This window comes from Arthrobacter sp. yr096, assembly GCF_900108925.1.
GTDB lineage: Bacteria > Actinomycetota > Actinomycetes > Actinomycetales > Micrococcaceae > Arthrobacter.
On record NZ_FNYI01000005.1, the window covers coordinates 30,969 to 57,328 of the forward strand.

Consider the following 26,360-nt stretch of genomic DNA (forward strand, 5'->3'; position numbering starts at 1 on the left):
GAGCAGCCGAGGAGAGCGGCAGAGCGATTGCGAGTATGAGTCTGATGCGACGTTCAGGCTCATACTCGTATTTCATTAAAAAGCGGGATCACCGGAATTCCAGTTGCCGTGTTCGCTGGTATCCGCGCTAATAGCTCCAATTCTTTTGATCAGGCGCTGAAAGCACCGGTGAAATTGAGTGTACCGAGGCCACCTACCACGACTCCCGTAGCTGTGGAATTGATGTTCCAGCAAAGGGTCTGTGGGCATTCGACCTTGAGGAGGAATGGAAGACCTTCAAGAATGAAAACAAAGCTGATGCAGATGCTCTTTGGTACTACGGAATATCCACTAAGAATGCTGCCGCCATTCGGGAAGCTAATTCCGGTGAAGATGAGGTTTTCCCATACGGCGCTGATAGCACCCAGCGTGCCCTGCCCGGCACCAAGGTTGATTGTCTGAGTGTAGGTTTGTCCATTGGACATAGTGAGCGTCGCGCTCGTTGTGAGAATCGTGTATGTGGGTGCAAAAAGGGAAAGGTCGCAACCCATCGCGTTGATGTTAAAGGCGCTGGTAAATGCGAGCGTCCCTTTTCCGCCTACGACGATGGCTTGTGAAGTGAACGCGCCTACGGAACCTGTTGAAAAGCACGTAGGGCAACTGGGCAGGGTGGACGCGCTGGCGGCCGGTGCGGCGACTGCTGCCATGATGGCTGGTGCAGCCCAGGCTGCACCTTTGGTTACTTGACGGCGTGTGGGACTGCTGGGAATGGTGGCCATTGGCTACCTCTCGATTGAAGGGTGCTTTTGCACGGAAAACCAGGACCTCGTCCGGGCCTTTCAAGTATGGAAGTCCACCTCACGTCAAGCGAGCCTTGCGCACCTTAAGTACTAAGCCTTTGTTGTGAGGTTATTGGCAGCCAGGGCGTCACTGACAGCACTGACCAGGCTTGTCACCGCGGCTATCCCGGCACCGTCACTGGGTTCCGTCGCTACGATCCCGTCTCTGCCCACGAGCAGTGCGGTTGGATAGTAGGTCACTCCTGCAAGCCGCGATCCCATTGAACCGACGTCCGCGAAAGTGACCCCCGGGGTCAGGCCGGGTGCCACGGTAACAACTGTTGCGTTTGGCTCCAGTGTCCCTGCTGAGGAGATGACCTCCGCGAGGGCCAGATCGTTCTCCTCGCCCTCTCCCAGGAAGACGAGGACGCCGGCGCGGCCAGCCAGATGGTCACTCAGGGCAACGTCGTCGCCGTTCGCCGCCCGGAAAACCAATTGGCTCGAACGGAGTACGCGGGGAACCATCAACGTGCTGCCGGAAGGGGGCGCCGGCGCTGAGGCCATGGTCCACCCCAGGGCTGCAACTACGGTCAGCATCAACGCCAGTGTCAGGGTGGGAACCACCCGCTCAGGGAACCACAGGAAGTCTGGTCTCAAGGCGGCACCTGCCAACGCAAGTACAAGGAATATCGCGTTCCTGGCGATGGTGCGTCGCGTGACGTCGGATTTGGTACCAAAGCAGGAACAGGAAGCATCCGTCACACGCACATGGGCCCGATACACGATCCACAGCAATACGATGCCGATCAAAACGGTCAGCCACGCAGCCAGGAAACCGTAGAATCCGGGGAGAATGAGAAGGAATGCGGCGAGCATCAATTCACCCCACGGAATAATCCGGGCCGCAAATGGAACAGAGCTTATCCATGAAAGGCCCAGCCCTGTGAGAGCTTCATTCATGGTCCATGGCCGCCTAATTTTTGAAACTGCGGCCCAGGCCAGGATTCCCGCAACCAATACAGTGCAGGCAGCACCCAAACTGCTGAGAAGGATAAACATGGGGTAAGTCTACTCACGTGCAGAACCCGGTTTTATCGATGCTGGGATCCGACGAATTAAAGATGCGGTGGATCCAGTGAAATCAGGGGTTTCATGTGCAACGGCAAATTGCCTTGAGCGCAAACGGGAACTAAGTCCTGGAGAACAGTGCCGGGAGGGGTGTGTGCCTGGACGGCGCAACGTACGAGGCGGAAGCGTTCCCGCCACCCGTAGGATGAAGCCGACGAAAGGTGCCGCCCTCATGGTTACACGCGAAGAAGTAGAAGCCGCATATTCACGGACATCAGGCTGGGTTCGCCACACACCCTTGGCCGAGAGCGGCAACCAGGAACCGTATCACCTGTGGTTCAAATGCGAGTACATGCAGCACACGGGCTCATTCAAGGCCCGCGGTGCGTTCAACCGGCTGCTGACGGCGAAGGAGAACGGCGAACTGGATCCGGAGGTTGGGATCGTGGTGGCTTCCGGTGGCAACGCCGGCCTGGCCAACGCCTACGCAGCCGCGAAACTGGGCGTGCCAGCCACTGTGTTCGTTCCCGAATCCGCACCGGCGAACAAGGTGCATAAGCTGTACGCCATTGGCGCGAAGGTAGTGCAGGGCGGCAGCGAATATGCCGAGGCGTATGCCGCCGCCATCCGCTTCGCCGAGGAGAAGGGCGCGGTCTACTGCCACGCCTATGACCAGCCGGAAATCGTGGCCGGAGCCGGCGGTGTGGGACTGGAACTGCTGGATGAACTGCCCGACGTCGACACGATCGTTGTTGCTGTTGGCGGCGGCGGGTTGATGGGCGGCATTGCGGCAGCCGCCGAAGGCCGGGCGCACGTGGTGGGTGTTGAACCGGAGACTGTCCCTACCCTGCACACGGCATTGGCCAAGGGCGAGCCGGTGGACGTGGCAGTCTCCGGCATTGCAGCCGATTCGCTGGGTGCCCGCCGGATTGGCGAGATTGGCTTCGGAGTGGCCCGCCGTACGGGTGTGCAAAGCGTCCTTGTCAGCGACGAGGACATTGTCCAGGCCCGGCGCGACCTGTGGGAGAAGCACCGCATCGTGGTGGAGCACGGGGCAGCTGCAGCGTACGCGGGGCTGTTGTCCGGGGCGTATAAACCGCACGACGGCGAGACCGTTGCGGTGATTCTCTGCGGCGCCAACACGGACCCCGCACACTTCTAAGCCCCACACCACGCAAGAATCCCCGCCGGTTGATGTCCGGCGGGGATTCGACGTCGGCAGGGTGCCCTGCCGCAGCGGTTCCTACTTCTTGGGCAGGCCTGCCGGGTTCAGTTCGGACGCCGGGATGGCCTCGGAGGAAAGCCCCCAGCGGTCCAGGATCTTGGCGTAGTTGCCATCCTTGATGAGGGTGTTGAGCGCAGCCTGGGCGGCCACTGCCAGGCCGTTGTCCTTCTTGGTGGTGAAGGCGATCTCGGCCTTCAGCGGCCAGCCGCCTTCCAGCGTGCCAACTTCCTTGGTCTTCCCATCCTTTGCGGCCTTGTAGGCTGCGGAGGCGTTCGGCCCGAACGTCAGGTCAGCGCGACCTGACTGGAGGGCGAGCTGGGAGGCGGAGTCGTCGTCGTAATACTGGAACTCAACCGGCTTCAGGCCGTTCTTCTTGTTCTCCTCGTCCCAGCGGACCAGGATGGCTTCCTGGTTGGTGCCTGAGCCAACGATGATGCGCTTACCGGCAACGTCCTTGGCTTCCTTGATGGTGGAAATGTCCGAGTCTGACTTGGCGTAGAAGCCCAGGAGGTCGTTGCGGTAGGTGGCGAAGTCGAACTTTTCCTTGCGGGCTTCAGTAACAGTCACATTGGACAGGACGGCCTCGTACTTGCCTGATTCGACGCCAAGGGGCCAGTCCGCCCACGCGACGGGAAGAACCTCAACCTGCAGTCCCAGCGTCTCGCCCACGGCGTAGGCAATGTCCACCTCACTGCCAATCAGCGTCTTGTTGTCAGTGGCGAACGTGCTCAACGGTGGTGTGCCGCCGGTGGTCACGACGGTCAGCTTGCCGTCCGCCTTGATGGCGTCCGGAACCTTGGCGGCGGCTGCGGAATCCACCGTCACCTTGACGCGGTCCTGCTGCGGGGTCAGGTTGAATTCCTTGGTGGTGCTGGCGGATGAGCTGGATACCGACGGCGCCGTCGCCGCCGTTGCGCCCGGGTCCGAGCAGGCCGCGAGCCCCAGCAGGGCGGTGGCGGCCAGGGCCGCGGTCACGCCGGATTTGGCTGCGAAACGTGCCATGAGTTCTCCTTGGGTTGCCCGAAACGGGACGTCTGATGCGTGCTTGTGGCTGCAACTATCCGGTAGCCCTTAGGAGGTGGTCAAAGCGCCCTGAAACGCTGGGATACAGGGGGTCACGGCGGTTAATCGGGCGTCGAACGGTGTCACAAAAGCACCCCGGGAACCTGGAGAAACCACCGCGCGACGCAACTCACAGAAATAAGCCGGGTGCCGCCGTCGTTGTGGCTAGAGTGCCCGGCAACCAACCGTGCGGGCGCCGCGAAACGTACTGAAAGGCATTTCCCCGTGACTGTTCCTCTTTCCATCCTGGACCTGGCGACCATCGTGAAGGGCCAGACGGTGGCGGAAAGCCTCGCGGGCAGCGTGGCCATGGCGCAGAAGGCAGAAGAGCTGGGCTATCGCCGGGTCTGGTACGCGGAGCACCACAACATGTCCGCCATCGCTTCGTCGGCCACCAGCGTATTGATCGCCCATGTGGCCGCGCACACCAATTCCATCCGGCTCGGCGCAGGTGGCGTCATGTTGCCCAACCACTCGCCCCTGACCATTGCCGAGCAGTTCGGTACGTTGGAGACGCTGCACCCGGGCAGGATCGACCTCGGCCTGGGCCGTGCTCCTGGCAGCGACCAGAACACCATGCGTGCGCTGCGCCGCGACCATATGTCCTCTGACGCTTTCCCGCAGGATGTCCTGGAGCTCCAGGGCTACCTCACCGGCCCCACGCGCATCCAAGGTGTTGAAGCGACGCCGGGCAAGGGCACCAACGTTCCGCTGTACATCCTGGGATCCTCGCTGTTCGGCGCGCAGCTGGCTGCCCAACTGGGGCTTCCGTATGCCTTTGCTTCCCACTTCGCCCCTGCCGCGCTGCAGGATGCCGTGGCCATTTATCGTCGTGACTTCAAGCCTTCGGCGCAGTTGTCGGAGCCGCACGTTATTGCCGGCGTGAACGTCACCGCAGCGGACAGCAATGCCGAGGCACAGGCTATCCACCTCGCAGTGAAGCGCGCCCGGGTCTCGCTGTTCTTCGGCGGCGGCCGCGAGTTCACGGACGACGAAGCGGACATGGTCCTCGATTCCCCGCAGGGCCAGCACATCGCCCAAATGATGAAATTCTCTGCCGTGGGCACCAAGGACGTCGTCCGGGACTACCTTGATGAGTTCACCAAGCACGCTGACGCGGATGAGCTGATTGTGGCCCACCAGAGCGTCGGCACCGGGGAGCGCTTGCGGTCTGTGGAGCTCGTGGCGGACGTCGCAGGCTTGGTTCCCGCATAAATCCAAGGAAAAGCTTTACTCGTTTGCAATCAGGGAGGTATGCAAGCGAAACCGTCCGGGCGGAAACTGTAGCTATCCGCTTCGGAAGGATTCGCCATGCCTACGCACTTGAACCAGTCGGTCGCCGACTCTGCACTGTTGATGAAATCGCTCCCGCTTGGCCTGCTCCGGACCTTCCTGCAGTCGGACGCGGAGAACGGTATTACGCCTCAGCTCTTCTCAGAGCTCAAGGTGCTGGCGCGCGTCCCGGGCCTGCTGGTGGCCTGCAACTACGGCGGCACGCTCTGCTCCGCTGAGGGCGTGTCCACGGAGACCCTTCCGCTTGACAGCGCAGCAGTGGCACTCCGTGCTCTCGCAGCCTTGCCGAACACCCATACGGCCATCATCTCCGGCAGGTCGCTGAGGGACTTGGCTGCAGTGTCCAGGCTTCCGGCCGAGGTTCACCTGGTGGGGTCCCACGGTGTGGAGTTCGACATGGGCTATGCCTACACGCTCTCCCTCGCTACGGAACAGCTCCTCCAGCAGGTGGCTACGGCGCTGACCGAGGCCGTGGGGTTCGAGAAGGGCGTCAGCATTGTTCGCAAGCCGGTGGGCCTGGCCGTGCACACCAGGCCCGCAACGCCCGAGGTAGTGGACCGCGTCATTTTCAGGGCCCAGCAGATCGCCATTGAATGCGGGCTGTACTTCATCATTGACGGTTCCGTCCTTGACCTCACGGTCGAGGAGCCCGCCAAGGGCCAGGCGCTGGAGCAGCTACGAGCACGGCTCGGTGTCAGCGCCGCGCTGTACGCGGGGGACGCCGAAAGTGACGAGAAAGCACTGGCCACCCTGCGCGGACCGGACCTTGGTTTGCATGTGGGATCGGGGGATACGACGGCGGCACACACCCTTCCGGACCCGGAAGCCTTTGCGCGCGTGCTGGCTTTGTTGTTCGAACTGCGGCGGGCCTGGCTTTTTGGCGAGGACGCCGTCGGTTTGGAGCGGCATTCGATGATCGGCAACGGAAGCTCCACGGCATTGCTCACACCGGATGCCAAGGTTTGTTGGATGAGCCATCCGCTGCCCGATTCGGGATCGTTGTTTGCCCATATCCTGGGAGGGGATCCCGCGGGGCACTTCAGCATTGAGCCCATGAAGCCCTCGCCGGTATTGGCGCAGCGCTATGTGGACAACACCATGATTGTGGAGACCCGTTGGGCGGACGTTACTGTCACCGATTACCTGGAGCCTGCCCCTGAGGGCATCACCAGCCTGGTCCGCGTACTTTCCGGCACGGGAAGGGCCCGGGTGGTGTTCGCACCAAGACCGGACTATGCCAATGCGCCGTTCAGCATGGAGGCCCGCGGCGAGGAAGTGCACATCATCGGCACCTCGGATCCGATCATCCTCTCCGCGCCGGGAGTCACGTTCCTCATCACGAGCGACGGAAAGTACGCCACGGCAACCGCGGAAATCTCCCTCCAGGATGGCCCGATCGTGCTGAACCTGCGGTGCGGCGATACTGAGCCGCCACCCGCGGACCCGGCGGGCGAACCCAACCGGCGTGCCGCCGTCGGGCAGGTAGCACGTGAGTGGGTCAAGGCGCTGCAGTTGCCCAGCATCAAAACCTCGCTGGTGCGGCGCTCGGCCCTGGTGTTGAAGTCGTTGGTCCATGAGCCCACCGGCGCCGTCCTCGCAGCGCCCACCACGTCCTTGCCGGAAGGCATCGGGGGGACGCGAAACTGGGACTACCGGTATTGCTGGCTGCGTGACGGGTCCATGACGGTGAACTCGTTGGTTTCGCTGGGATCCACGGATGAAGCGGACGGGTTCCTGCGCTGGCTGGGACGCATCCTGGACAACGCCCCCGGCCCGGAATGGTTGCACCCCTTGTACTCCGTGACCGGTTCGCCGTTGTCCACGGAAGCAATCGTGGAAAGCCTGCCTGGCTATGCGGGTTCGCGGCCCGTGCGCATCGGCAACGCGGCTGACCACCAGGTCCAGCTGGATGTCTTTGGGCCCATCGCAGAACTGATTCACGATCTGGCGGAGCGGCGCGGATTCCTGCCGGAGGAGCACTGGTTCCTCATGGAGCAGATGGCGCACGCGGTACTTGCCCGCTGGCACGAGCCGGACCACGGCATTTGGGAAGCCCGCCGGCCGCCGCGGCATCATGTGTACACCAAAGTCATGTGCTGGGTGACGCTGGACCGCGCTGGGCGGACCGCCACGCTCCACGGCCGTTCACCTCACGCGGACTGGGCGCCCACGGCCGCCACGATCCGGGAAGAAGTTCTCCGTGAAGGCTGGGACTCATCCGCTGCGTCGTACACGGTGGCCTACGACAGTCCGGACCTGGACGCCGCGGTCCTGCACATCGGGATATCGGGCCTTCTGGATGTCCAGGACCAGCGGTTCCTGGATACCGTGACGGCCGTTGAGCGGGAGTTGCGGGTGGGGCCCACAGTGTTCCGGTACAGGTACGACGACGGCCTGCCGGGTTTGGAGGGCGGCTTCCACATCTGCACCACCTGGCTGATAGAGGCTTACCTCGCGGTTGGGCGTTTGGACGATGCGCTGGAGTTGTTCAACCAACTGGTGGCGTTGTTCGGGCCTACGGGTTTGCTGCCGGAGGAGTACGACCCCGGCACTGAGACGCACCTGGGCAACCATCCCCAGGCGTACTCGCATTTGGGCTTCATCCGTTGCGCACAGCTCCTGGACCGTTACCTGGCCAGCGCGGACGTGGAGTAGCCCGGCCAAGGGACAGCGCTACGCGAGCAACAACGCCACGGCGATCATTGCCGGTACCGCCACGATGGTGGTGATGAGCACGGTGTCCTTGGCCACGGTGATTCCGGCCTGGTAGCGGTTGGCCGCCACGAACACGTTCTGGGCTGTGGGCAACGCGGAGGTGACCACCACGGCAAACAGGGCGTGCCCCTCCATGCCCAGGGCAAAGCGTGCAAAGAGGTAGGCGATCAGCGGGTGGACAATCAACTTAAACCCGCTCGCCAACAAGGTGTCCAGCCTGCGTCCGGCGGACTTCTGCAGGGGCTTGGATCCGTTGAGGCTCATGCCAAACGCCATGAGCATGGCCGGGATCGCTGCGCCGCCAATGAGGTGGATGGGCTCCAGAATGAGCGTGGGCACCTGGAAACCAGTACCTGCCACCAGCAGGCCCAGTGCTGAGCCCACAATCATGGGGTTCTTCACGATCATCAACAGGAAACGCAGGGGAGTGGTGCGGTGGGAGCTGGTGCTGGCATCGAGGGCCATCAAGTACATCGGTGTGAAGAACGCCAGCTGGAAAATCAGCAGGGGCGCCACATAGCTGGCATCGCCCAGGACGAACACGGCAATGGGGATGCCGAGGTTGGCCGAGTTGGCCAGCGACGAACTCATCGATGACATGAGCGCCTCCGGCATGCTGCGTTTGAGCCAGAACTTGACGATCAGGAAGAACAGCAGCCCTGTGATGACGGCGCCTACCGCGGTCACCAGGAGAGGCGCGGCAAAAACATCGTGCAGCTTGGCCTTGCTCAGGGTCTCGAACAGGAGCGCCGGACTCGCCACGAAGAACGTCAGCGAACTCAGCACCGAACGGGCATTCTCACCCAGGATGCCGCGACGCCCAACGAACATGCCCACCAGGATGATGGCCCAGACAACAAAAAACCCGGACAGGACGCCGATCATGACAGCGGACGGGTGGGGTTTCGGCGGGTCACGGTTCCCAGCCTAGCCAGAGACGGCATCCGAGTAAGCGTTTTCAGGCGGAAGTTCCGTTATGTGGACGCCACAACAACGCTCGACGCCGGCACCCCAGTGAGTGCCGGCGTCGAGCGTTGTTGTTGAGCCTTAGCTCAGGTGCGCTGCGTTGCTGAGGGCGTGCGGCGGACGCATGAGTCCGGGCGTGTGGCCCTCCGCGGGGTCGTTTCCGAGCTGCAGGATCTTGTTGTCCTTGCCCACGTGGACCACCTTGGGTTGGTACGCCCGGGCCTCTTCCGTGGTCATTTCCGCGTAGGTGATCAGGATGACGGTGTCGCCGACGTGGACCATGTGGGCGGCCGCGCCGTTGATCCCGATCACGCCGGAACCGCGCTCGCCGGCAATGGTGTACGTCTCCAGCCGGGCGCCGTTGGTGACGTCCACAATGGAGACGAGCTCACCGGGAAGGATGTCGGCCGCGTCCAGGAGGTCCAGGTCGACAGTGACCGAACCGACGTAGTGGAGGTCGGCGTGGGTCACCGTTGCACGGTGGATTTTGGACTTGAACATTGTGCGGATCATAATGCGTTCAGTTTAGCGCGGCACCCTCATCCGGCGCTGTGACGTACCAGACGTTCGCCCGAGAGGTCAGCGGCGTCAGGAGGCCACGCCGCTGACCTCGTGGGCTGGCTCGTAGTTTTCCAAGCTGGTTCCCGCGACCACAAGCCCCCGCAGCTCAGCCAATCCGCCCGTCACCACGCCCGCAGCGCGTGCCTGCACCAGGACATTGCCCTGCGCGGTCGCCTCAACAGGTCCAGCAACCACGGTTTTGCCCGTGGCGTCCGCAGTGAGCTGGCAGAGGAGCCGGTTCTGCGAACCTCCGCCCACAATGTGCACCACTCCGGTGCTGCGGCCCGTCAGCCGCTCTGCTTCGGCCAGAGTCCGGGCATACCCGGCGGCGAGGCTGTCCATGATGCAACGCACGACGGCGGCAGGCCGGTCCGGGAGCACGGCACCGGTGTTGCGCACGGCAGCGCGGATGCGGTCCGGCATGTTGTCCGGCGCCGTGAACGCGGGGTCGTCAGCGTTGATCTGCGGACCGCCGGTTGGCAGTGCCGCCGCCGAGTCGAGCAACGCCGGCAGCGACTGGCTGAATCCCTGCGCAGCCCAAGACCTCTGGCACTCGCTGAGCAGCCACAGGCCACCAACATTGCGGAGGTACCGGATGGTTCCGTCCACGCCGCGTTCGTTGGTGAAGTTGGCCTGACGGCTCGGTTCAGTGAGCACGGGCTTGTTCAGTTCCACGCCCACCAGCGACCACGTGCCGGAAGAGATGTAGGCAAAGTGCTGTTCCTGCGCGGGAACGGCTGCCACTGCCGAGGCTGTGTCATGTGAGCCCACAGCCACTACCGCGGTGTCCGCTGGCAAGCCCGTCTGCTCAAGGATCGCCGGCAACAGTGTGCCCACGGTTTCTCCGGGCTGGATGAGCTCAGGGAAGATGTTCCTGGGCAGGCCCAGTGCGTCCAGGAACCCCGTGGCCCACCCGCCCGCAACAGCGTCGAACAGCCCGGTAGTGGAGGCGTTGGTGGCCTCGGTGCGGCGCTCACCGGTGAGCAGGAACGCGATCAGGTCCGGAATCAGAAGAGCCTGCACACCGTCCAGATTCGGTTCTGAAGCGAGCTGATACACGGTGTTGAACTGCAAATACTGCAAGCCGGTGGTGGCGTACAGCTTCTCAGGGGGAATAACTGCATGGACCCGCTCCACCGTGGCCCGGCTGCGCTCGTCCCGGTAGCTGAACGGAACCGAGGTGAGTTCGCCGGCGTCGTTCACCAAGCCGTAGTCCACAGCCCAGGTGTCGATGCCGATGCTGGTGATGTGCTCGCCGTTCGTGGCCGCCACGGAAGCGGCTGCTGCCAAACCCTTGAGTACCTCAGCGAACAGGGCGTCGAAGTCCCAGCGGAGGCCGCCGTCGAGCTCTATGACGCCGTTGGGGAAGCGGTGGATGGTCTCGAGGGAGACGCCCGTTGCGGCGGAGACGCGACCCAGCATGACGCGGCCGGAGGAGGCGCCGATGTCGATGGCGGCAAATACCTGGTTTGCCTGCGGAGCGGACACCGCCCCAGCGTGTGCCGGGGCGGTGTCCGTGGTGGTTCCGTTGGTCACTGTCGGTCCTAGCGGAGGAAGGCTGCTGCCACGCCGGCGTCCACGGGGATGTGGAGGCCGGTGGTGTGGGAGAGCTCGTTGCTGGTGAGCACGGACGCGGCGTTGGCCACGTGTTCCGGAAGGACTTCGCGCTTGAGGAGCGTGCGCTGGGCGTAGTACTTGCCCAGTTCCTGCTCGTCCACGCCATATACAGCGGCGCGCTTGGCGCCCCAGCCGCCGGCGAAGATGCCGGAGCCGCGGACCACGCCGTCGGGGTTGATGCCGTTGACGCGGACACCGTACTCGCCCAGTTCGGCGGCGAGCAAGCGGACCTGATGCGCCTGGTCAGCCTTGGTGGCGGAGTAGGCGATGTTGTTGGGGCCGGCGAACACGGAGTTCTTGGAGGAGATGTAGATGATGTCTCCACCGAGGCCCTGATCGATCATCACCTTGGCCGCGGCCTTGGACACCAGGAACGAGCCCTTGGCCATGACGTTGTGCTGGAGGTCCCAGTCCTTCTCGGTAGTTTCCAGCAACGGCTTGGAGATGGACAGACCGGCGTTATTGACCACCAGGTCCAGGCCGCCGAACGCAAGCACGGCTTCCTGAATGGCGGCGGCAATCTGGGCCTCGTCGGTCACGTCGGCCTGGACGCCGATGGCGACGTCGGAACCGCCCAGTTCTTCGGCCACCTTCTGGGCGTTCTCAAGGTTGAGGTCGGCAATCACTACGCACGCGCCGTCGGACGCCAGACGGGTGGCGATCGCCTTGCCGATACCCGACGCCGCTCCGGTCACCAGCGCGATGCGGGTGGCGTGGGACTTGGGCTTGGGCATCCGGGCGAGCTTGGCTTCTTCCAGCGCCCAGTACTCGATGCGGAATTTCTCGGATTCCTCGATGGGGGCGTAGGTGGAGATGGCCTCGGCGCCGCGCATCACGTTGATGGCGTTGATGTAGAACTCGCCGGCCACGCGGGCGGTCTGCTTGTCCTTGCCGAAGGAGAACATGCCCACGCCGGGGATCAGCACGATTGCCGGGTCGGCTCCGCGCAGTGCCGGGCTGTCCTGGTCTGCGTGCCGGTCGTAGTACGCCTGGTAGTCCTCGCGGTACGCGGCGTGCAGTTCCTTGAGCCGGTTGACCGAGTCTTCGATCGACGCGTCGGCCGGCAGGTCCAAGACCAGGGGCTTGACCTTGGTGCGCAGGAAGTGGTCCGGGCAGGAGGTGCCCAGCGCGCCGAGGCGCGGGTGCTCTGCGGACTCGAGGAATTCAAGCACGACGGCGTCATCACTGAAGTGCCCCAGCTGCGGCTTGTCCGTGGAAGCCAAGCCGCGGATCACGGGAGCGAGGGCGGCTGCCTTGGCTTTTCTTTCAGCCTCAGGGAGGGCGCTGTAACCGGGGAGCTTGGCGCCGAAGGGCTCTGCCTTGCCGTTGTCCTTGATGTAGTTCTCGGCTTGGTCAATGATCCAGAGCGAGTTGGCCTCTGCTTCTTCGCTGGTGGCGCCCCAGGCCGTGATGCCGTGGCCGCCCAGGATGGTGCCGATGGCCTGCGGGTTGGCTTCCTTGATCGCCGCGATGTCCAAGCCGAGCTGGAATCCGGGACGGCGCCAGGGAACCCACACCACTTTGTCGCCGAAGACCTTGGAAGTGAGGGCTTCGCCGTCCACCGCGGTGGCGATGGCGATGCCCGAATCCGGATGCAGGTGGTCAACGTGCGCAGCGTCCACCAGGCCGTGCATGGCGGTATCAATGGACGGCGCAGCGCCGCCCTTTCCGTGCAGGCAGTAATCGAACGCGGCCACCATTTCGTCTTCACGCTCGACGCCGGGGTAAACGGACTTCAGTGCCTGCAAACGGTCCAGCCGGAGGACGGCCAGGTTCTCAGCCTTCAGCGTGCCGAGGTCTCCGCCGGAGCCTTTGACCCACAGGAGTTCAACGTCCTGGCCAGTGACAGGATCCTTCTCGGTGCCCTTGGCGGAGGTGTTGCCGCCGGCGAAGTTGGTGTTCCGCTTGTCCGCGCCGAGGCGGTTGGAACGGGAAATCAGCTCTTCAACAGTCTTGCTGGTCATGCTTATGCGCCCCATCCGGCTTGCTGGCCGCCTGCGCGGTCCTCGTTGATCTTCTTCTGGTATCCGCTGGCCTTGTACGCGGCCATCGGGTCGGCGGGCAGGCCGCGGGAATCGCGCCACTCAGCCAGGACCGGGCGGACATCGGTGTAGAAGGCATCGTTGAAGATGCCGTTGGCGGCCAGGACATCCCCGGCACGCTGTGCTTCGGAGAGTGCTGCGGTGTCCACGAGCAGGGCGCGGGCGGTCATTTCCTGGACGTTGAGGACCGAGCGGATCTGGCCCGGGATCTTCTCTTCGAGGTTGTGGCATTGGTCCAACATCAGCGCGACACCGGAGTCCTTGCCGAAGCCGCCACCGCGGATGACCTCGTGCATGATGCGGAACAGCTGGAACGGATCAGCTGCGCCAACAATCAGGTCATCATCGGCGTAGAAGCGGGAGTTGAAGTCGAACGAGCCCAGCTTGCCCAGACGCAGGAGCTGCATCACGATGAACTCGATGTTGGTGCCCGGGGCGTGGTGGCCGGTGTCCAGGCAGACGAAGGCCTTCTCACCCAGTGCAAGGGTCTGAGCGTAAGACGTTCCCCAGTCCGGAACATCGGTGTGATAGAAAGCGGGTTCGAAGAATTTGTATTCCAAGACCAGGCGCTGCTGGTCACCGAGGCCCGCGTAGATCTCCTGGAGCGACTCTGCCAGGCGGTCCTGGCGGCCGCGGATGTCATCCTGGCCGGGGTAGTTGGTGCCATCAGCAAGCCAGATCTTCAGGTCCTTGGACCCGGTGGCGTGCATGATCTCGATGCACTCCAGGTGGTGATCGATGGCCCGGCGGCGCACGGACTCGTTGGACGAGGTCAGGGAGCCGAACTTGTACTCGTCATCCTGGAAAGTGTTGGAGTTGATGGTGCCCAGCCCAACGCCCAGGCCAGCGGCGTATTCGCGGAGGGCGGCGTAGTCATCAACCTTGTCCCAGGGAATGTGCAGCGCCACAGTAGGAGCGAGCCCCGTGAGTTCGTGAACCTTGGCGGCGTCGGCGATCTTTTCCTGAACGGTGCGCGGAGTACCCGGGGTGCCGAAGACCTTGAACCGGGTCCCGGAATTTCCGTAGGCCCAGGACGGCACTTCAATGGCCAGTTCCCCTAGACGGCCCAGGGCCGATTCTGTGGTGTTCATGCTTGTTCCTTTAGGTATTCGTGGGCGGTGTGCTTATTGATGTGTGTGGGGTCGGCGGCATCTGTGACGCCTGCTGCGGCGAGCTGATCCTCAAGGTTGAAAACTTCCTCGACGATTTCAAAGCCCTGGTCTGGAGGGAGGTCACTGTTGGCGAACAAGGATGCCATCTCGGCCTGCCAGCGGGCGTTAACCTCAGTGATTGCCATGCGGGCCTGCGCTTCTGCGTAGTCTTCGCATTCCAGGTAGCCGATCAGCTGGCCATCGGGAGCGAGGAACAGGGAGTAGTTGTTCCACCCTGCGTTTTTCAATGCGGACAGCATCTCCGGCCATACGGCGGCGTGGCGCTGCTTGTACTCGGCCATCAGTTCCGGCTGGACTGAAGAGCGGAAACAAACCCTCATGTGCGGATCTCCAGGGTTACTCGTCTTTGAATCGTTTCATTTGTTACGATTCAAATTACCCTCGTAAACGGGAGGGTGTCAAGGCGTTTCCAACACATTGACGTCAGCCAGCGGAGATCGGAAAGCATGTCCCAGACAGCCAGCATCAAAGACGTTGCCACTCACGCCCAGGTAGCAGTGGGAACTGTTTCCAATGTGCTGAACTATCCGGACAGGGTTTCGCAGAGGACCAAGGAACGCGTCCTGAAATCCATCGCTGAGCTCGGCTTCGTCCGCAACGACGCCGCCCGTCAGCTCCGCGCCGGCCAAAGCCGCACCATTGGCCTGATCGTGCTGGACGTTGGAAACCCCTTCTTCTCCTCCGTGGCTCGCGCGGCGGAAGATGCCGCTGCGGCCCTGGGAAGCGTGGTGCTGGTAGGGGACAGTGGGCAGGACTCCTCCCGCGAAGCGCACTACATGGACCTCTTCCAGGAGCAGCGGGTACAGGGTCTCTTGATTTCTCCGGTGGGCGACGTTTCAGGGCGCATTGATACGCTCCGCGACCGCGGCGTGCCCACGGTTCTGGTGGACGAACTCGCGGACACCGATCGCTGCAGCTCAGTCTCCGTGGACGACCAGGAAGGTGGCTACTTGGCCGCCAAGCACCTGCTGGACACGGGCCGCCGTCGTCTGGCCTTTGTTGGTACGCCGTCCATCCGGCAGGTGGCCAGCCGACTCAAGGGCGCGCAGCGCGCCGTGGGGGAGGTTACCGGCGCCAGCATTGAGGTACTCGACTCCGCCGGGCAGACCGTCCTCGCCGGACGACAGGTGGGCAACAAGCTGGTGGAGCGCTCGCCGGAAAAGCGTCCCGAAGCCGTTTTCTGCTCCAACGACCTTCTGGCGCTCGGCGTCATGCAATCGTTGACCATGCTGCGGACCGTCCGGATTCCGGAGGACATCGCGCTGATTGGTTACGACGACATCGATTTCGCCATTTCTGCGGTGGTCCCACTGTCTTCCATCCGTCAGCCTACTGAGGCGCTGGGCCGGACCGCGATCGAGCTGCTCGCGGAAGAACAGGAAAGCGGCGGAACCAAGCACAGGTCCGTCGTGTTCACCCCCGAGCTGGTGGTCCGCCAAAGTACAGCCGGTGCTTAGCTGCGCTCCTGCCCAGTTAGTCCCCAAAAAGCCCGGGTTCCCGCGAGCAGTTTCGCGGAAAGCCGGGTTTTTTGCCCCCCGCGGCCTCGGCTAACTGGGCAGGAACGCGCTACACGGTGTAGATGCTCCAGGATGCTGTGTGCTCGGCCCCGGGTTCCAATCGGATCAGGTCTGTTCCACTGTTGAAGGCATCCGGCGGGCAGGTCATGGGCTCCACGGCCAGGCCAATCCTGCCCGGAATCGGTGCCGGCTTGTCAGCCGTATGGATTTGCAGCCACTGGCAGCTTTCGTCCCAGGACATCCCGACGCCGGACCCTCCGACGCCGGTGCCCGCCGGGTCCCGTACGGAAAGCCGCGCCAGCCCGTCGTCGAACGTTAATCCTGTGAAAGCGTGGTCGATCTCGGTGCTGCCGATGGTGCGCGGGGTACGGAAGTCGTAGGCGTGCCCGTCCACGCCCACAACACCAGCGGGCAACAACCTGTCGGGCGTGACCTCAAGGAACGAGTCACCAGCGAACTCCAGGATCCACTCGTCCAAGGGCGAGGATCCGGCCACGAGATACGGGTGCGGGCACACGCCATAGGGTGCCGCGATGCTGCCGGCGTTCCGGGCCGTGACCGACGTGTGAAGCCCGGCGTCGTCCAGCACAAACCGGGCCGAAAGCTCCAGCGCGAACGGGTAACCCGCCGTGGGACCCACAGTGCACGTCAACGTGAGTGACCCGGCGTCGGACTCTTTTGGAGTCCAATCGAGCGGGAAGGCCAGGCCGTGCAGGGCCGTTTGCCGCTCTGGTTCGTTGACGGGCAACTGGTGATCGACGCCGTCGAACGTGTATTTGCCGTCCGCGATCCTGTTGGGCCAGGGGGCAGCAACGATGCCGCGGTAATCCGGGATCGGACCGCCCTCCGGAAACGGGACAACCAGGTCCCTCCCCTGGAACTGCAGAACGCGCAGCGCGGCCGCGCGGGCAGTCACAACTGCTGTGTAACCGCCCGCGCTCAGCGTGAATTCAGTGCTCACAGGCCGCCGGCCAGCTTGTAGTACGCGGCGTTCCAGTTGAGTTCCTTCTTGAACTGTTTGATGGTGGTGTCCTCGTCGATGGTGAGAAGTTCGGTCTTGGCAATTTCGGCGAAGTCCTCGAACACCTCCAGACCCACCTGCGTGGACAATACCGTGTGGTGCGCGGCGCCGGCAGTGAGCCACGCGGCGGCGGATGTGGCGAAGTTGGGCTTCGGCTCCCAGAGCGCGCGGGCTACGGGCAAGTTAGGCAGCGGCTGGTCGAGGTCGACGACGTCCACCACGTTCGCCACCAAGCGGAACCGGTCGCGCATATCGGACAGTGCGACGACGATTCCCGGCCCGGCGTCGGCATCGAACACCATGCGGACGGGGTCTTCCTTGCCGCCGATTCCCAGCGGGTGGATCTCCACACGCGGTTTCTTGGCGGTCAGCGATGGGCAGACCTCCAACATGTGGGCACCCAGGATTTTCTCGCTGCCTGGCTCCAAGTGATACGTGTAGTCCTCCATCAGCGATGCACCGCCGGGCAGGTCCCCGCCCATGACCTTCGCCGCGCGGACCAGGATGGCGGTTTTCCAGTCGCCTTCGGCGCCGAAGCCGTAGCCGTCAGCCATGAGGCGCTGGACTGCCATGCCAGGGAGTTGGCGCAGCTCGCCGAGGTCCTCGAAGGAGGTGGTGAAGGCCGCAGAACCGTTGGCCTCCAGGAAGCTGCGCAGGCCAAGTTCGATCTTGGCGCTGTACCGCAGCGATTCGTGGCGGGCACCGCCGGCCTTCAGCTCGTCAGCCACGTCGTAAAGGCGCTCGTACTCGGCAACCAAAGCATCGACGTCGGACTCGTTGGCACCGTGGACCGCCTCGGCGAGCTCGTTGACGGACCACGTGTTCACCGAGACGCCGAAGCGCAGCTCGGCTTCGGTCTTGTCACCCTCGGTGACGGCGACGTTGCGCATGTTGTCGCCGAAGCGGGTGAGCTTCAGCGTACGGACGGCGGCCCAACCAGCCGAAGCACGCTGCCATGCGCCCACCTGGCGGGCGACCTCGGGATTACTGACATGCCCGACGACGGTCTTCCGCGGCACGCCGAGGCGCGACTGGATGTACCCGAACTCGCGGTCGCCGTGGGCCGCCTGGTTGAGGTTCATGAAGTCGAAGTCGATGTCCGCCCAAGGAAGGTCCCGGTTGGCTTGGGTGTGCAGGTGCAGCAACGGCTTACGGAGCAGGTCCAGGCCCTGGATCCACATCTTTGCGGGGCTGAAGGTGTGCATCCAGGCGGTCACGCCGATCACTGAATCATCGGCGTTGGCCTCGAGTGCGGTGCGGCGGATGGCATCAGAATCGGTGAGGACCGACTTCCAGACGAGCTTCACCGGCACGTCGCTGCTGGCGTTCAGGGCGTTGGCAATCTCCTGCGACTGCGCTGCGACCTGTTTGAGGACGTCCTCACCGTACAGGTGCTGGCTGCCGGTGAGGAACCAGACCTCGAACTGTTCGAGGGACGTGTTGTTCGCAGATGATGTGGTGGCGCTGGGCATTTTCGTGGCTCCTGGGTGTAGTCCGGGGGTTTGGGGCGCTGGCGGCTGCCGGCTGAGGCGGGTTAGCGGCCGTAGACGTTCTGGTATCGGTCGTAGAGCGACTCGATCTTGGCTGGATCGATGGGCAGCGGATCGCCGAGCTGGCGGGAGATGTGGACCGTCCTGGCCACTTCCTCGCACATCACGGCGGCTTTGACTGCGCTGCGGGCGTCCTTGCCGATGGTGAAAGGCCCATGGTTTTGCATGAGCACCGCGGGGGAGTTGGAGTTCTTGAGCGTCTCCACAATGCCCTGGCCGATGGAGTCGTCGCCTATGAGCGCGAACGGTCCCACGGGAATGGATCCGCCGAATTCGTCACCCATCATGGTCAGTACGCAGGGGATTTCCTCACCGCGCGCGGCCCAGGCCGTGGCATAGGTGGAGTGCGTGTGCACCACGCCGCCCACCTCTGGCATGTGCCGGTACACGTAGGCATGGGCGGCGGTATCAGAGGACGGGGAGAGGTCCGGGTTGCCCCAGTCCACGGTTCCCGCGCTGCCGGTGTTCATTCCCCGCACAGGTGTGCCATAAAGGTCGGTGACCACCATGAGCTCCGGTGTGAGCTCGTCGTAGGAAACGCCGGACGGCTTGATGACCATGAGATCGTGCCCCGGGACGCGACCCGAGACGTTGCCCGCTGTCCAGACCACCAGTTCGTACCGGGTCAGCTCGGCGTGGAGTTCGCAGACTTCTTTGCGGACCCGGGCGATGGTTTCCAGCAGGGCGCTCATGCGGAGGCTCCTTCCGGGACGGTGGCTCCGCTTGCCGAGCCCTGAATTGCTGCGCGCTGGATGGCCTTGAGGCGGTGCATGACGTTGTTGGTGCCGCGGCCAAAGTAGTCGTGCAGGGTCCGGTATTCCTGGAAGAGGACCTCGTAGGCGGCCACGTTTTCCGGGATCGGTGTGTAGACAGCGCCTGGAGCTGAGGCCATGGCGGCGGCGGCTTCCCGGATGTCCTTGTACTTCCCGGCAGCCACTGCAGCATGGATGGCCGAGCCCAGCGCGGGGCCCTGTTCGGAACCGATGGTGGAGAGCTGCAGGCCGGTGATGTCGGCGTACACCTGCATCAGGAACGTGTTCTTCAGGAGCCCGCCGGCCACGATGAATTCCTTGACCGGGACGCCGGAATCGCGGAAGGCATCCACGATGGTGCGGGTGCCGAACGCTGTGGCTTCAAGCAATGCCCGGTAGGTGTCCTCGGGCTTGGTGGCCAGTGTTTGGCCCACCACGGTGCCGGAGAGTTCGTGGTCCACCAGCACGGAGCGGTTGCCCGAGTGCCAGTCCAACGCGATGAGGCCGTGCTCGCCAATGGCCTGCTTCTCTGCGAGTTCGGTGAGGTATTCGTGGATGCCCAGGCCTTTATCCTTGGCAGTCTGGTGGTATTCGGGTGGGACGCCGTTCTTGGTGAACCAGCCGAAGATGTCGCCCACTCCTGACTGGCCTGCTTCGTAACCCCACAGCCCGTCCACGATTCCGCCGTCCACCACGCCGCACATGCCCGGGACTTCACGCAGGACATCGCCGTTCATGACGTGGCACGTGGACGTGCCCATGATCGCGACGAGCTGTCCGGGCTGGACCGCGTTCGCGGCCGGGGCGGTGACGTGGGCGTCCACGTTGCCCACAGCCACGGCAATCCCTGCCGGAAGTCCGGTCCATGCTGCTGCTTCTTCGGTCAGATAGCCCGCGGCATCTCCCAAGCGGCCGATGCTGTGTTCAAGCTTTGCGGACACAAAGTCCTTAAAGTCCGGGTTGAGTGCAACCAGGAAGTCCTCGGACGGGTACTTTCCGTCCTGGTAGATGCCTTTGTACCCGGCGGTGCAGGCATTGCGGACGTAACTGCCGCAGAGTTGCCAGACGATCCAGTCGGCTGCCTCAACCCAGCGGTCCATAGCGCCGTAAACTTCAGGGTCTTCCTCCAGGAGCTGTAGGCCCTTGGCAAACTCCCATTCCGAGGAAATCAGGCCACCGTAGCGCGGTAGCCAAGCCTCGCCGCGTTCTTCGGCGAGCTGGTTGATGCGGTCTGCCTGCGGCTGGGCTGCGTGGTGACGCCACAGTTTCACGAATGCGTGCGGCCGGTCAGCGAAGCGTTCCAGTTCGTTCAGCGGCGTGCCCTCCGCCGTCGTCGGAACCATGGTGCACGCGGTGAAGTCGGTGGCGATGCCCACCACATGTTCCGGGTTTACACCGGCGTCAGCGACGGCGGCCGGTACAGCATTGCGCAGGACGTCGCGGTAGTCGTTGGGCACCTGGAGGGCCCAATCGGCGGGGAGCCGCTGGCCGCTGCCGGGAAGGTTTTCTGTTACGACGGCGTGCGGGTACTCGAAGACCCCGCTGCCGAGTTCTGCGCCATCCGAAACACGCACAACGACGGCGCGCCCGGACAAAGTGCCGTAGTCCACGCCGATGACAAACTGCTGATCGAGCGGGAGGTCTTGAGAGCTGTACATGGGGTCTCCATCCGGCTGGCCAAGGCCTCATTGCCGGGGGTCGGGGTGGAAAAGTGAAGAAGGTCTGATGCAATTGTTAGCGCTCACAACTTTGATGTCAAGAGCGGTCCGCATGGATCGGGGGCTCATGACGCTACTTGCTTGGGGGAGGTGCTAACTTGAGGCGGGCGCCGTGGTGGAGCGGACCACCAGACGTGGCGTGACGGTGGCAGCTGAGACGGTGTCGCCGTTTTCCAGACGATCCAACAACAACCCGATGCAGCGCTGGCCGAGTTCCTCGAAATCCTGGGCCACGGTTGTCAGTGGGGGGATGAAGTAGGCGGACTCCGGCTGGTCATCGAAGCCCACTACGCTGATGTCGTTGGGAACGTGGACGCCTGCTTCATGGAATGCGCGGAGGACGCCAAGGGCCATCTGGTCGTTGGCCACGAACAGGGCCGTCACAGAGCGGTCCGCAGCGATTCTTAGGCCTTCGCGGTAACCGCACTCAGCACTCCAGTCGCCCTCGATCAGCGTGGCGGGCTCAAAGCCGGCCTGAGTGAGTGCGTCCTGCCAGCCCTCGATGCGTGCTGCCGCGTCGATCCAATCCACCGGCCCGGACAGATGGCCTATCTGGGTGTGCCCGAGGTCCAGGAGATGTTGAACTGCCAGGTGGGCCCCGTGACGCTGATCCACGGTGGCACCGCTCAGTTGCTCATCGCCCACGGATCCCACGGCAACCAGCGGAACGTGGGCGGTGATGCCCCGAAGGACATCGAAGGTACCGGGGTGGGGGACCGTCACCACGATGCCGTCCACGCCTTGGTCCATGAAATGCGCTATGGCGTCCTTGATGGTCTCCGGCGTGACCTCCCGCAAAGCGGCTACGCTGACGAAATAGCCGGCATCCCGTGCGGCCTGCTGCACACCCAGGAGGGTATGGGACGGCCCGTACTGCGCCATCTCGCTGCCCAGCACTCCAATGGTTTGGGAGCGTCGGGTCACCAGGCTGCGTGCGGCCGTGTTTCGGCGGTAGCCAAGCTCGGTGATGGCCTGTTCAACGCGCTCGCGGGTTTTGGAACTCACATTGGGATGGTTGTTCAAGACGCGCGAAACGGTCTGATGCGAGACGCCCGCCACGCGGGCCACATCCTCCATGACAGGAGGCCGCTGATGTGCAGATTGTTCGATGCTCACCCTGTCACGATAGAGCACCGGTGCGCGGATCAGCCTTTCGCGACCCCCGCAGCGTAACGCCGGTACCGGTCCAAGAACGCGGGAACCCCGGAAGCACTCTGGGGTGTCAGCTCCAAGCCTTCAAGCTTCCAATCCGGGAGCTGCCCGGTCAGCACGCCCGCTGCCTGCCGGGCGGCGCCATCGGCCACGTACTCTCCGGGCTTTGGCACGAAGACCGGCACGCCGAATGCTGAGACGGCAATCTGTTGGACGGCCTCCGATTGCGCGCCGCCACCCACCAGGATGACGCGCTGGGCCAAGACGCCTTGGGCTTGAAGTGCCGCCAGGCCATCCGCGAGGGAGCACAGCACTCCCTCCACTGCGGCCCGGGCCAGATTGGCAGGTGAGTAGTTGGACACCGTGATGCCGTGGAGAGATCCCGTGGCGTCCGGCAGATTGGGTGTCCGTTCGCCCTCAAAATACGGGACGAGCGTTAGCCCGTCGGCACCCTCCGGGGCGGACAAGGCCAGATCGCTGAGTTCTGTCAGGCTCACGCCAAGTAAGGAAGCTGTGGCATCGAAAATTCGTGTCGCGTTAAGTGTGCACGCCAGCGGAAGGTAGTTACCGGTTGCGTCGGCGAAGCCTGCCACCAGGCCGCTGGCGTCCTGCGCCGGCACATCCGATACCGCGAACACAGTTCCCGACGTTCCAATGGAAATGACTACATCACCCACTGCGGCGCTGACGCCCAGGCCCGCTGCAGCATTGTCGCCCGCGCCTGGACCGATCAAGGCGCCCGCAGGGGTCTTGCCCGCCGCTTCCAAAGGTCCGACGACGGTTGGCAGCACTGGGACGTGGCCCAGGGTTCGCTCCAGGACCTGTGGCAAGTACTCGCCGGTGCCAGCCGAGAAGTAGCCTGTGCCGGAGGCGTCGGAGCGATCAGTTCGGAGGAGTTCCAACGATGCCGGTCCTGTGCCTGGACCATGGCCGGCCAAGCGCCATGACAGCCAATCGTGGGGGAGGCAGACCGCGGCCGTTAGCCGGGCATTGCCGGGTTCGTTCCGCGCCAGCCAGCGGAGCTTGGTGGCGGTCAAGGATGCCACAGGAACAGTTCCCGTGGTGGATGCCCAATATAGGCCGCCGGCAGCGGCATCGCCGCCACCGGCTTCAAGGATTAACTCCTCTGCGTCGGGCGCCGAGCGGGTATCGTTCCACAGCAAGGCTGGTCGGACGACGTTGCCGGATTCGTCCAAGCACACCATGCCGTGCTGCTGGCCGCCAATGGAGACGGCATCGACGTCGTCCAGGCCGCCCGCGTCCGTCATCGCCTCCTGTAGCGCCGTCCACCAGTGATCCGGGTGTACCTCCGTGCCGTCAGGGTGGGAAGCCCGGCCCTGGCGAACCAAGGCGCCGGTGACTGAGTCCCGGATGATCACTTTGCAGGACTGGGTAGAACTGTCGATCCCGGCTACGAGAGGCATGCGTTAATCCTTTGGATGACCGCCACCGGACCTGCCAGGAAATGGTCCTGGCAGGTCCCGGCGACGGGAATTCAGTGATGGAGTGATTCAGCGTGCGCCGAGAAGGTGCTCGATGGCCAGCTGGTTGAGGCGGACGAAGGCGAACGAGCGCTCGGCCGCCTGATCGGCGTCGAACGTTTCGAAGGCGCTGGCGTCAGCCAGCAGCTCCGCAGTGGTCTCGCCAGTGTTCAGCGTGGGCACGCCCAGCTCGAACACGCCCGAGGTAGCCAGCGCTTCCTGGACTGCCGGGTCTGCGCGGAAGGCCAGGGCACGTTCCTTGAGCAGCAGGTACATGGACATGTTGGACTTGGCCGATTCCCAGACTCCGTCATAGCCGTCAGTACGGGACGGCTTGTAGTCGAAGTGGCGGGGGCCGTCGTACTTGGGTCCGCCGTTGGGGAAGCCGTTCTCCAGCAGATCCACCGTGAAGAAGGCGCTGGTGAGGTCACCGTGGCCGAAGACCAGGTCTTGGTCGTACTTAATGCCACGCTGGCCGTTGAGGTCGATGTGGAAGAGTTTGCCTGCCCACAGGGCCTGCGCGATGCCATGGCTGAAGTTCAGGCCAGCCATCTGCTCGTGGCCCGTCTCCGGATTGAGGCCCACGATGTCGCCGTGTTCCAGCTGTGCGATGAAGGCAAGACCATGGCCAACGGTGGGGAGGAAGATGTCACCGCGGGGTTCGTTTGGCTTGGGTTCAAGGGCGATCCGCAGGCCGTAGCCCTTTTCCTTGATGTAGCCGGCGGCAGTGTCCACGCCTTCCTTCATGCGGTCCAGTGCTGCGGCGAGATCCTTGGAGCCATCGTATTCGCTGCCTTCACGGCCGCCCCACATCACGAACGTATCAGCGCCAAGCTCTGCGGCGAGATCGATGTTGCGGAGGATCTTGCTCAGGGCGAACCGGCGGACCGAGCGGTCGTTTGACGTGAAGCCGCCGTCCTTGAAGACGGGGTGGCTGAACAGGTTGGTGGTGACCATGGGTACCTTGAGGCCCGTCTCAGCCAGTGCACCCTTGAAGTTCTTCAGGATGAGGTCGCGCTCTGAGGTGGTGGCATCGAAGGGGACCAGATCATTGTCGTGGAACGTGATGCCGTACGCGCCGAGCTCGCTGAGCTTATGCACAGCTTCCACAGGGTCCAGCGCCGGACGGGTGGCTACGCCGAAGGGGTCGGCGCCAGTCCAACCGACGGTCCAGAGGCCAAAGGTGAAGCGGTCCTGCGGGGTGGGCTGCGGGGTCATATTTGCTCCTTTGCAAAGCACTGGGAAGAGGTTGGAAGAAAAGCCCTCCAATTAGTTTTCAATCTGAACTATATGGGGGATGATGGATCATGGTCAATGGAAGCCGCATAAATTCTTCGAATCCGCAGGGAGGTCCCACGCCAGTGAACGAATCAGCCGCGCCCGGCCGCGTCGGTGATGTCCGCCGTCGAAATCTTTCGCTCGTCCTGGACTCCATTGCCCGCACCGGGGACGCCAAGCCCAGCCGCGCACAGCTCGCTGCCGGAACCGGACTCACCAAAGCCGCTGTCTCCAGTCTTGTTGCAGACCTCGTGGAGTCCGGGCTGGTGTCTGAAGTTGGCCTCTACCGTGACGGGGAGCGGGGGCGGCCCGGGCAGGGGCTTGAACTCAGTGCGCGCCGTGGCGTTGTGGGCATGGAAATCAACGTTGACTACCTCGCTGTGGGGCTGGTGGATCTGGGTGGAAACCTCCGGTTCCATTCGACTGTCGAGTCGCGAAACCGCGGGCTTGCGCCGGACAAGGTCATGGAGCGCCTGGGGGCCCTGACGGCTGAGGTTAAAGCTGCGGCCGCTGCGGAGAACATCGCCATCCTGGGTGGCGGGTTGGCGGTCCCGGGGCTGGTGGATGAGCAGCGGAATGTTGTGGTGTCCGCCCCAAACCTCCATTGGGAGCGCGAGCAACTCAACCCGCAGTCGCTGCTGGAAGGCGCGCCCCTTGGTGTCCGGCTGTCCAATGAGGCCAACAGTGCGGCTCTCGGGGAGCTTTGGTATGGCGCCGGGCAGCCGGATTTCCTCTACGTGTCCGGCGAGGTCGGCGTTGGTGGCGGGGTCATTATTGCTTCGGAGCTCTATACCGGACCCGGCGGCTCGGCGGGCGAACTTGGCCACATTGTGGTACACCCGGAAGGTCCGGCCTGCTCCTGTGGGGGGTCGGGATGCCTGGAAACCTTCGCCGGCCAGGAGGCCATTTTTGAGGCCGCCGGGACCCCCACAGGCTCGCTGGGCGAACGCACGCACCTGCTGCTTGGCGCCCTCGCCGCGGAGGATCCCCGGGCCACCAAGGCCGTTCACGACGCCGGGAGGTACTTGGGCATTGCGCTCGCATCTTCTGCCCGGCTGATGGACATTGAGGCCGTGGTCCTTGGTGGCCACTTCGCTTTGCTGGCGGACTGGCTCAAGCCCTCGCTGCTTTCAAGTCTGGAGCGTTATGCGCCGGGGTTGCTGGATCCAAGCCGCCTGACGGTGTCCGGCCTGGAGCATTCCGGGACTCTTTTGGGCGCAGCGGGCCAAGTAATCCGCTCCGTCATTGAGTCGCCCTTCGAGTTCCTGTTGGCCAGCAAGCTGGCGTAGTCGGAAATCCCGGTGGCCGCCTTGCGCGGTACCCGGCGATGGCGTTTGCATCAGGGGAGGGTGGGCGCTTCCCTTGGATCATCAGCATGCTTACTATTGTTGGGTCAGTTATTCGCGCAAACT

General features: G+C 63.7%; 21 protein-coding genes. 5 read left to right on the forward strand and 16 right to left on the reverse strand.

The window, feature by feature from the left end:
* Positions 1–149: 149 nt before the first annotated feature.
* Positions 150–758, reverse strand: a complete 609-nt coding sequence (locus BMY91_RS13450) for a hypothetical protein (RefSeq protein ID WP_090822730.1) — start codon at positions 756–758, stop codon at positions 150–152.
* A gap of 111 nt (positions 759–869) precedes the next feature.
* Positions 870–1,817, reverse strand: coding sequence for a MauE/DoxX family redox-associated membrane protein (locus BMY91_RS13455; RefSeq protein ID WP_371261049.1), 948 nt, complete (start codon positions 1,815–1,817; stop codon positions 870–872).
* A gap of 241 nt (positions 1,818–2,058) precedes the next feature.
* On the opposite strand from BMY91_RS13455, the gene BMY91_RS13460 reads away from it, so the two are divergent.
* Positions 2,059–2,988 carry a threonine/serine dehydratase gene (locus BMY91_RS13460; protein ID WP_090823464.1) on the forward strand — a complete coding sequence of 310 codons (930 nt, stop codon included), beginning with the start codon at positions 2,059–2,061 and terminating at the stop codon, positions 2,986–2,988.
* 81 nt (positions 2,989–3,069) lie between these two features.
* On the opposite strand, the gene BMY91_RS13465 is transcribed toward BMY91_RS13460, so the two are convergent.
* Positions 3,070–4,053 (reverse strand): ABC transporter substrate-binding protein, encoded by a 984-nt coding sequence (locus BMY91_RS13465; RefSeq protein WP_090822734.1) that lies wholly within the window; start codon positions 4,051–4,053, stop codon positions 3,070–3,072.
* Between the two features lie 285 nt (positions 4,054–4,338).
* On the opposite strand from BMY91_RS13465, the gene BMY91_RS13470 reads away from it, so the two are divergent.
* Positions 4,339–5,328, forward strand: a complete 990-nt coding sequence (locus tag BMY91_RS13470; RefSeq protein ID WP_090822736.1) for an LLM class flavin-dependent oxidoreductase — start codon at positions 4,339–4,341, stop codon at positions 5,326–5,328.
* Between the two features lie 96 nt (positions 5,329–5,424).
* A complete protein-coding gene (locus tag BMY91_RS13475; RefSeq protein WP_090822738.1) occupies positions 5,425–8,061 on the forward strand; it encodes a trehalase-like domain-containing protein in 2,637 nt (878 codons plus the stop codon).
* Between the two features lie 18 nt (positions 8,062–8,079).
* Here the strand turns inward: BMY91_RS13475 and BMY91_RS13480 are convergent, their stop codons facing one another.
* The 6 genes from BMY91_RS13480 to BMY91_RS13505 all read right to left on the reverse strand — a co-directional run bounded on the left by BMY91_RS13480 (position 8,080) and on the right by BMY91_RS13505 (position 14,799).
* Positions 8,080–9,006 (reverse strand): AEC family transporter, encoded by a 927-nt coding sequence (locus BMY91_RS13480; RefSeq protein ID WP_090822740.1) that lies wholly within the window; start codon positions 9,004–9,006, stop codon positions 8,080–8,082.
* A gap of 162 nt (positions 9,007–9,168) precedes the next feature.
* Entirely contained in the window at positions 9,169–9,600 is a 432-nt protein-coding gene (gene panD / locus BMY91_RS13485) for an aspartate 1-decarboxylase (RefSeq protein WP_175538633.1), read from the reverse strand.
* Positions 9,601–9,675: 75 nt separating this feature from the next.
* Complete coding sequence (locus BMY91_RS13490; RefSeq protein ID WP_090822742.1) at positions 9,676–11,184, reverse strand: rhamnulokinase; 1,509 nt, start codon at positions 11,182–11,184, stop codon at positions 9,676–9,678.
* Between the two features lie 8 nt (positions 11,185–11,192).
* Complete coding sequence (locus BMY91_RS13495; protein WP_177179918.1) at positions 11,193–13,229, reverse strand: bifunctional aldolase/short-chain dehydrogenase; 2,037 nt, start codon at positions 13,227–13,229, stop codon at positions 11,193–11,195.
* 2 nt (positions 13,230–13,231) lie between these two features.
* Positions 13,232–14,398 carry an L-rhamnose isomerase gene (gene rhaI, locus BMY91_RS13500; RefSeq protein ID WP_090822747.1) on the reverse strand — a complete coding sequence of 389 codons (1,167 nt, stop codon included), beginning with the start codon at positions 14,396–14,398 and terminating at the stop codon, positions 13,232–13,234.
* Positions 14,395–14,799, reverse strand: coding sequence for an L-rhamnose mutarotase (locus BMY91_RS13505; RefSeq protein WP_090822749.1), 405 nt, complete (start codon positions 14,797–14,799; stop codon positions 14,395–14,397). Before BMY91_RS13505 ends, rhaI begins: the two co-directional genes overlap by 4 nt.
* Positions 14,800–14,925: 126 nt before the next feature.
* On the opposite strand from BMY91_RS13505, the gene BMY91_RS13510 reads away from it, so the two are divergent.
* A complete protein-coding gene (locus BMY91_RS13510) occupies positions 14,926–15,936 on the forward strand; it encodes a LacI family DNA-binding transcriptional regulator (protein WP_090822751.1) in 1,011 nt (336 codons plus the stop codon).
* Positions 15,937–16,045: 109 nt separating this feature from the next.
* On the opposite strand, the gene BMY91_RS13515 is transcribed toward BMY91_RS13510, so the two are convergent.
* The 7 genes from BMY91_RS13515 to xylA all read right to left on the reverse strand — a co-directional run bounded on the left by BMY91_RS13515 (position 16,046) and on the right by xylA (position 24,888).
* On the reverse strand, positions 16,046–16,957 hold the full coding sequence (locus tag BMY91_RS13515) for an aldose 1-epimerase family protein (RefSeq protein WP_090822753.1): 912 nt from the start codon (positions 16,955–16,957) through the stop codon (positions 16,046–16,048).
* The gene (araA, locus tag BMY91_RS13520) at positions 16,954–18,489 is read right to left on the reverse strand and encodes an L-arabinose isomerase (protein WP_090822755.1); all 1,536 of its coding nucleotides are present in this window, start codon (positions 18,487–18,489) and stop codon (positions 16,954–16,956) included. Before araA ends, BMY91_RS13515 begins: the two co-directional genes overlap by 4 nt.
* Before the next feature lie 62 nt (positions 18,490–18,551).
* Entirely contained in the window at positions 18,552–19,259 is a 708-nt protein-coding gene (locus tag BMY91_RS13525; protein ID WP_090822757.1) for an L-ribulose-5-phosphate 4-epimerase, read from the reverse strand.
* Complete coding sequence (araB, locus tag BMY91_RS13530) at positions 19,256–20,977, reverse strand: ribulokinase (RefSeq protein ID WP_090822759.1); 1,722 nt, start codon at positions 20,975–20,977, stop codon at positions 19,256–19,258. The genes BMY91_RS13525 and araB overlap by 4 nt, the downstream gene beginning before the upstream one ends.
* Positions 20,978–21,130: 153 nt before the next feature.
* A complete protein-coding gene (locus BMY91_RS13535; RefSeq protein ID WP_090823468.1) occupies positions 21,131–22,114 on the reverse strand; it encodes a LacI family DNA-binding transcriptional regulator in 984 nt (327 codons plus the stop codon).
* 68 nt (positions 22,115–22,182) lie between these two features.
* On the reverse strand, positions 22,183–23,613 hold the full coding sequence (locus BMY91_RS13540) for a xylulokinase (protein ID WP_090822761.1): 1,431 nt from the start codon (positions 23,611–23,613) through the stop codon (positions 22,183–22,185).
* An 87-nt stretch (positions 23,614–23,700) separates the two neighbouring features.
* Entirely contained in the window at positions 23,701–24,888 is a 1,188-nt protein-coding gene (xylA, locus tag BMY91_RS13545; RefSeq protein ID WP_090822763.1) for a xylose isomerase, read from the reverse strand.
* Positions 24,889–25,031: 143 nt separating this feature from the next.
* On the opposite strand from xylA, the gene BMY91_RS13550 reads away from it, so the two are divergent.
* Positions 25,032–26,237 (forward strand): ROK family transcriptional regulator, encoded by a 1,206-nt coding sequence (locus tag BMY91_RS13550; RefSeq protein ID WP_256212737.1) that lies wholly within the window; start codon positions 25,032–25,034, stop codon positions 26,235–26,237.
* Positions 26,238–26,360: the final 123 nt, after the last annotated feature.

Bases quoted from the DNA above. Each gene is read 5' to 3' on its own strand.
- rhaI (WP_090822747.1), bottom strand. From the start codon at position 14,398: ATGAACACCACAGAATCGGCCCTGGGCCGTCTAGGGGAACTGGCCATT.
- BMY91_RS13450 (WP_090822730.1), bottom strand. From the start codon at position 758: ATGGCCACCATTCCCAGCAGTCCCACACGCCGTCAAGTAACCAAAGGT.
- BMY91_RS13540 (WP_090822761.1), bottom strand. From the start codon at position 23,613: ATGCCTCTCGTAGCCGGGATCGACAGTTCTACCCAGTCCTGCAAAGTG.
- BMY91_RS13525 (WP_090822757.1), bottom strand. From the start codon at position 19,259: ATGAGCGCCCTGCTGGAAACCATCGCCCGGGTCCGCAAAGAAGTCTGC.
- BMY91_RS13480 (WP_090822740.1), bottom strand. From the start codon at position 9,006: ATGATCGGCGTCCTGTCCGGGTTTTTTGTTGTCTGGGCCATCATCCTG.
- panD (WP_175538633.1), bottom strand. From the start codon at position 9,600: ATGATCCGCACAATGTTCAAGTCCAAAATCCACCGTGCAACGGTGACC.
- BMY91_RS13475 (WP_090822738.1), top strand. From the start codon at position 5,425: ATGCCTACGCACTTGAACCAGTCGGTCGCCGACTCTGCACTGTTGATG.
- BMY91_RS13465 (WP_090822734.1), bottom strand. From the start codon at position 4,053: ATGGCACGTTTCGCAGCCAAATCCGGCGTGACCGCGGCCCTGGCCGCC.
- xylA (WP_090822763.1), bottom strand. From the start codon at position 24,888: ATGACCCCGCAGCCCACCCCGCAGGACCGCTTCACCTTTGGCCTCTGG.
- BMY91_RS13505 (WP_090822749.1), bottom strand. From the start codon at position 14,799: ATGAGGGTTTGTTTCCGCTCTTCAGTCCAGCCGGAACTGATGGCCGAG.
- araA (WP_090822755.1), bottom strand. From the start codon at position 18,489: ATGCCCAGCGCCACCACATCATCTGCGAACAACACGTCCCTCGAACAG.
- BMY91_RS13455 (WP_371261049.1), bottom strand. From the start codon at position 1,817: ATGTTTATCCTTCTCAGCAGTTTGGGTGCTGCCTGCACTGTATTGGTT.
- BMY91_RS13495 (WP_177179918.1), bottom strand. From the start codon at position 13,229: ATGACCAGCAAGACTGTTGAAGAGCTGATTTCCCGTTCCAACCGCCTC.
- araB (WP_090822759.1), bottom strand. From the start codon at position 20,977: ATGTACAGCTCTCAAGACCTCCCGCTCGATCAGCAGTTTGTCATCGGC.
- BMY91_RS13535 (WP_090823468.1), bottom strand. From the start codon at position 22,114: ATGGAGGATGTGGCCCGCGTGGCGGGCGTCTCGCATCAGACCGTTTCG.
- BMY91_RS13510 (WP_090822751.1), top strand. From the start codon at position 14,926: ATGTCCCAGACAGCCAGCATCAAAGACGTTGCCACTCACGCCCAGGTA.
- BMY91_RS13460 (WP_090823464.1), top strand. From the start codon at position 2,059: ATGGTTACACGCGAAGAAGTAGAAGCCGCATATTCACGGACATCAGGC.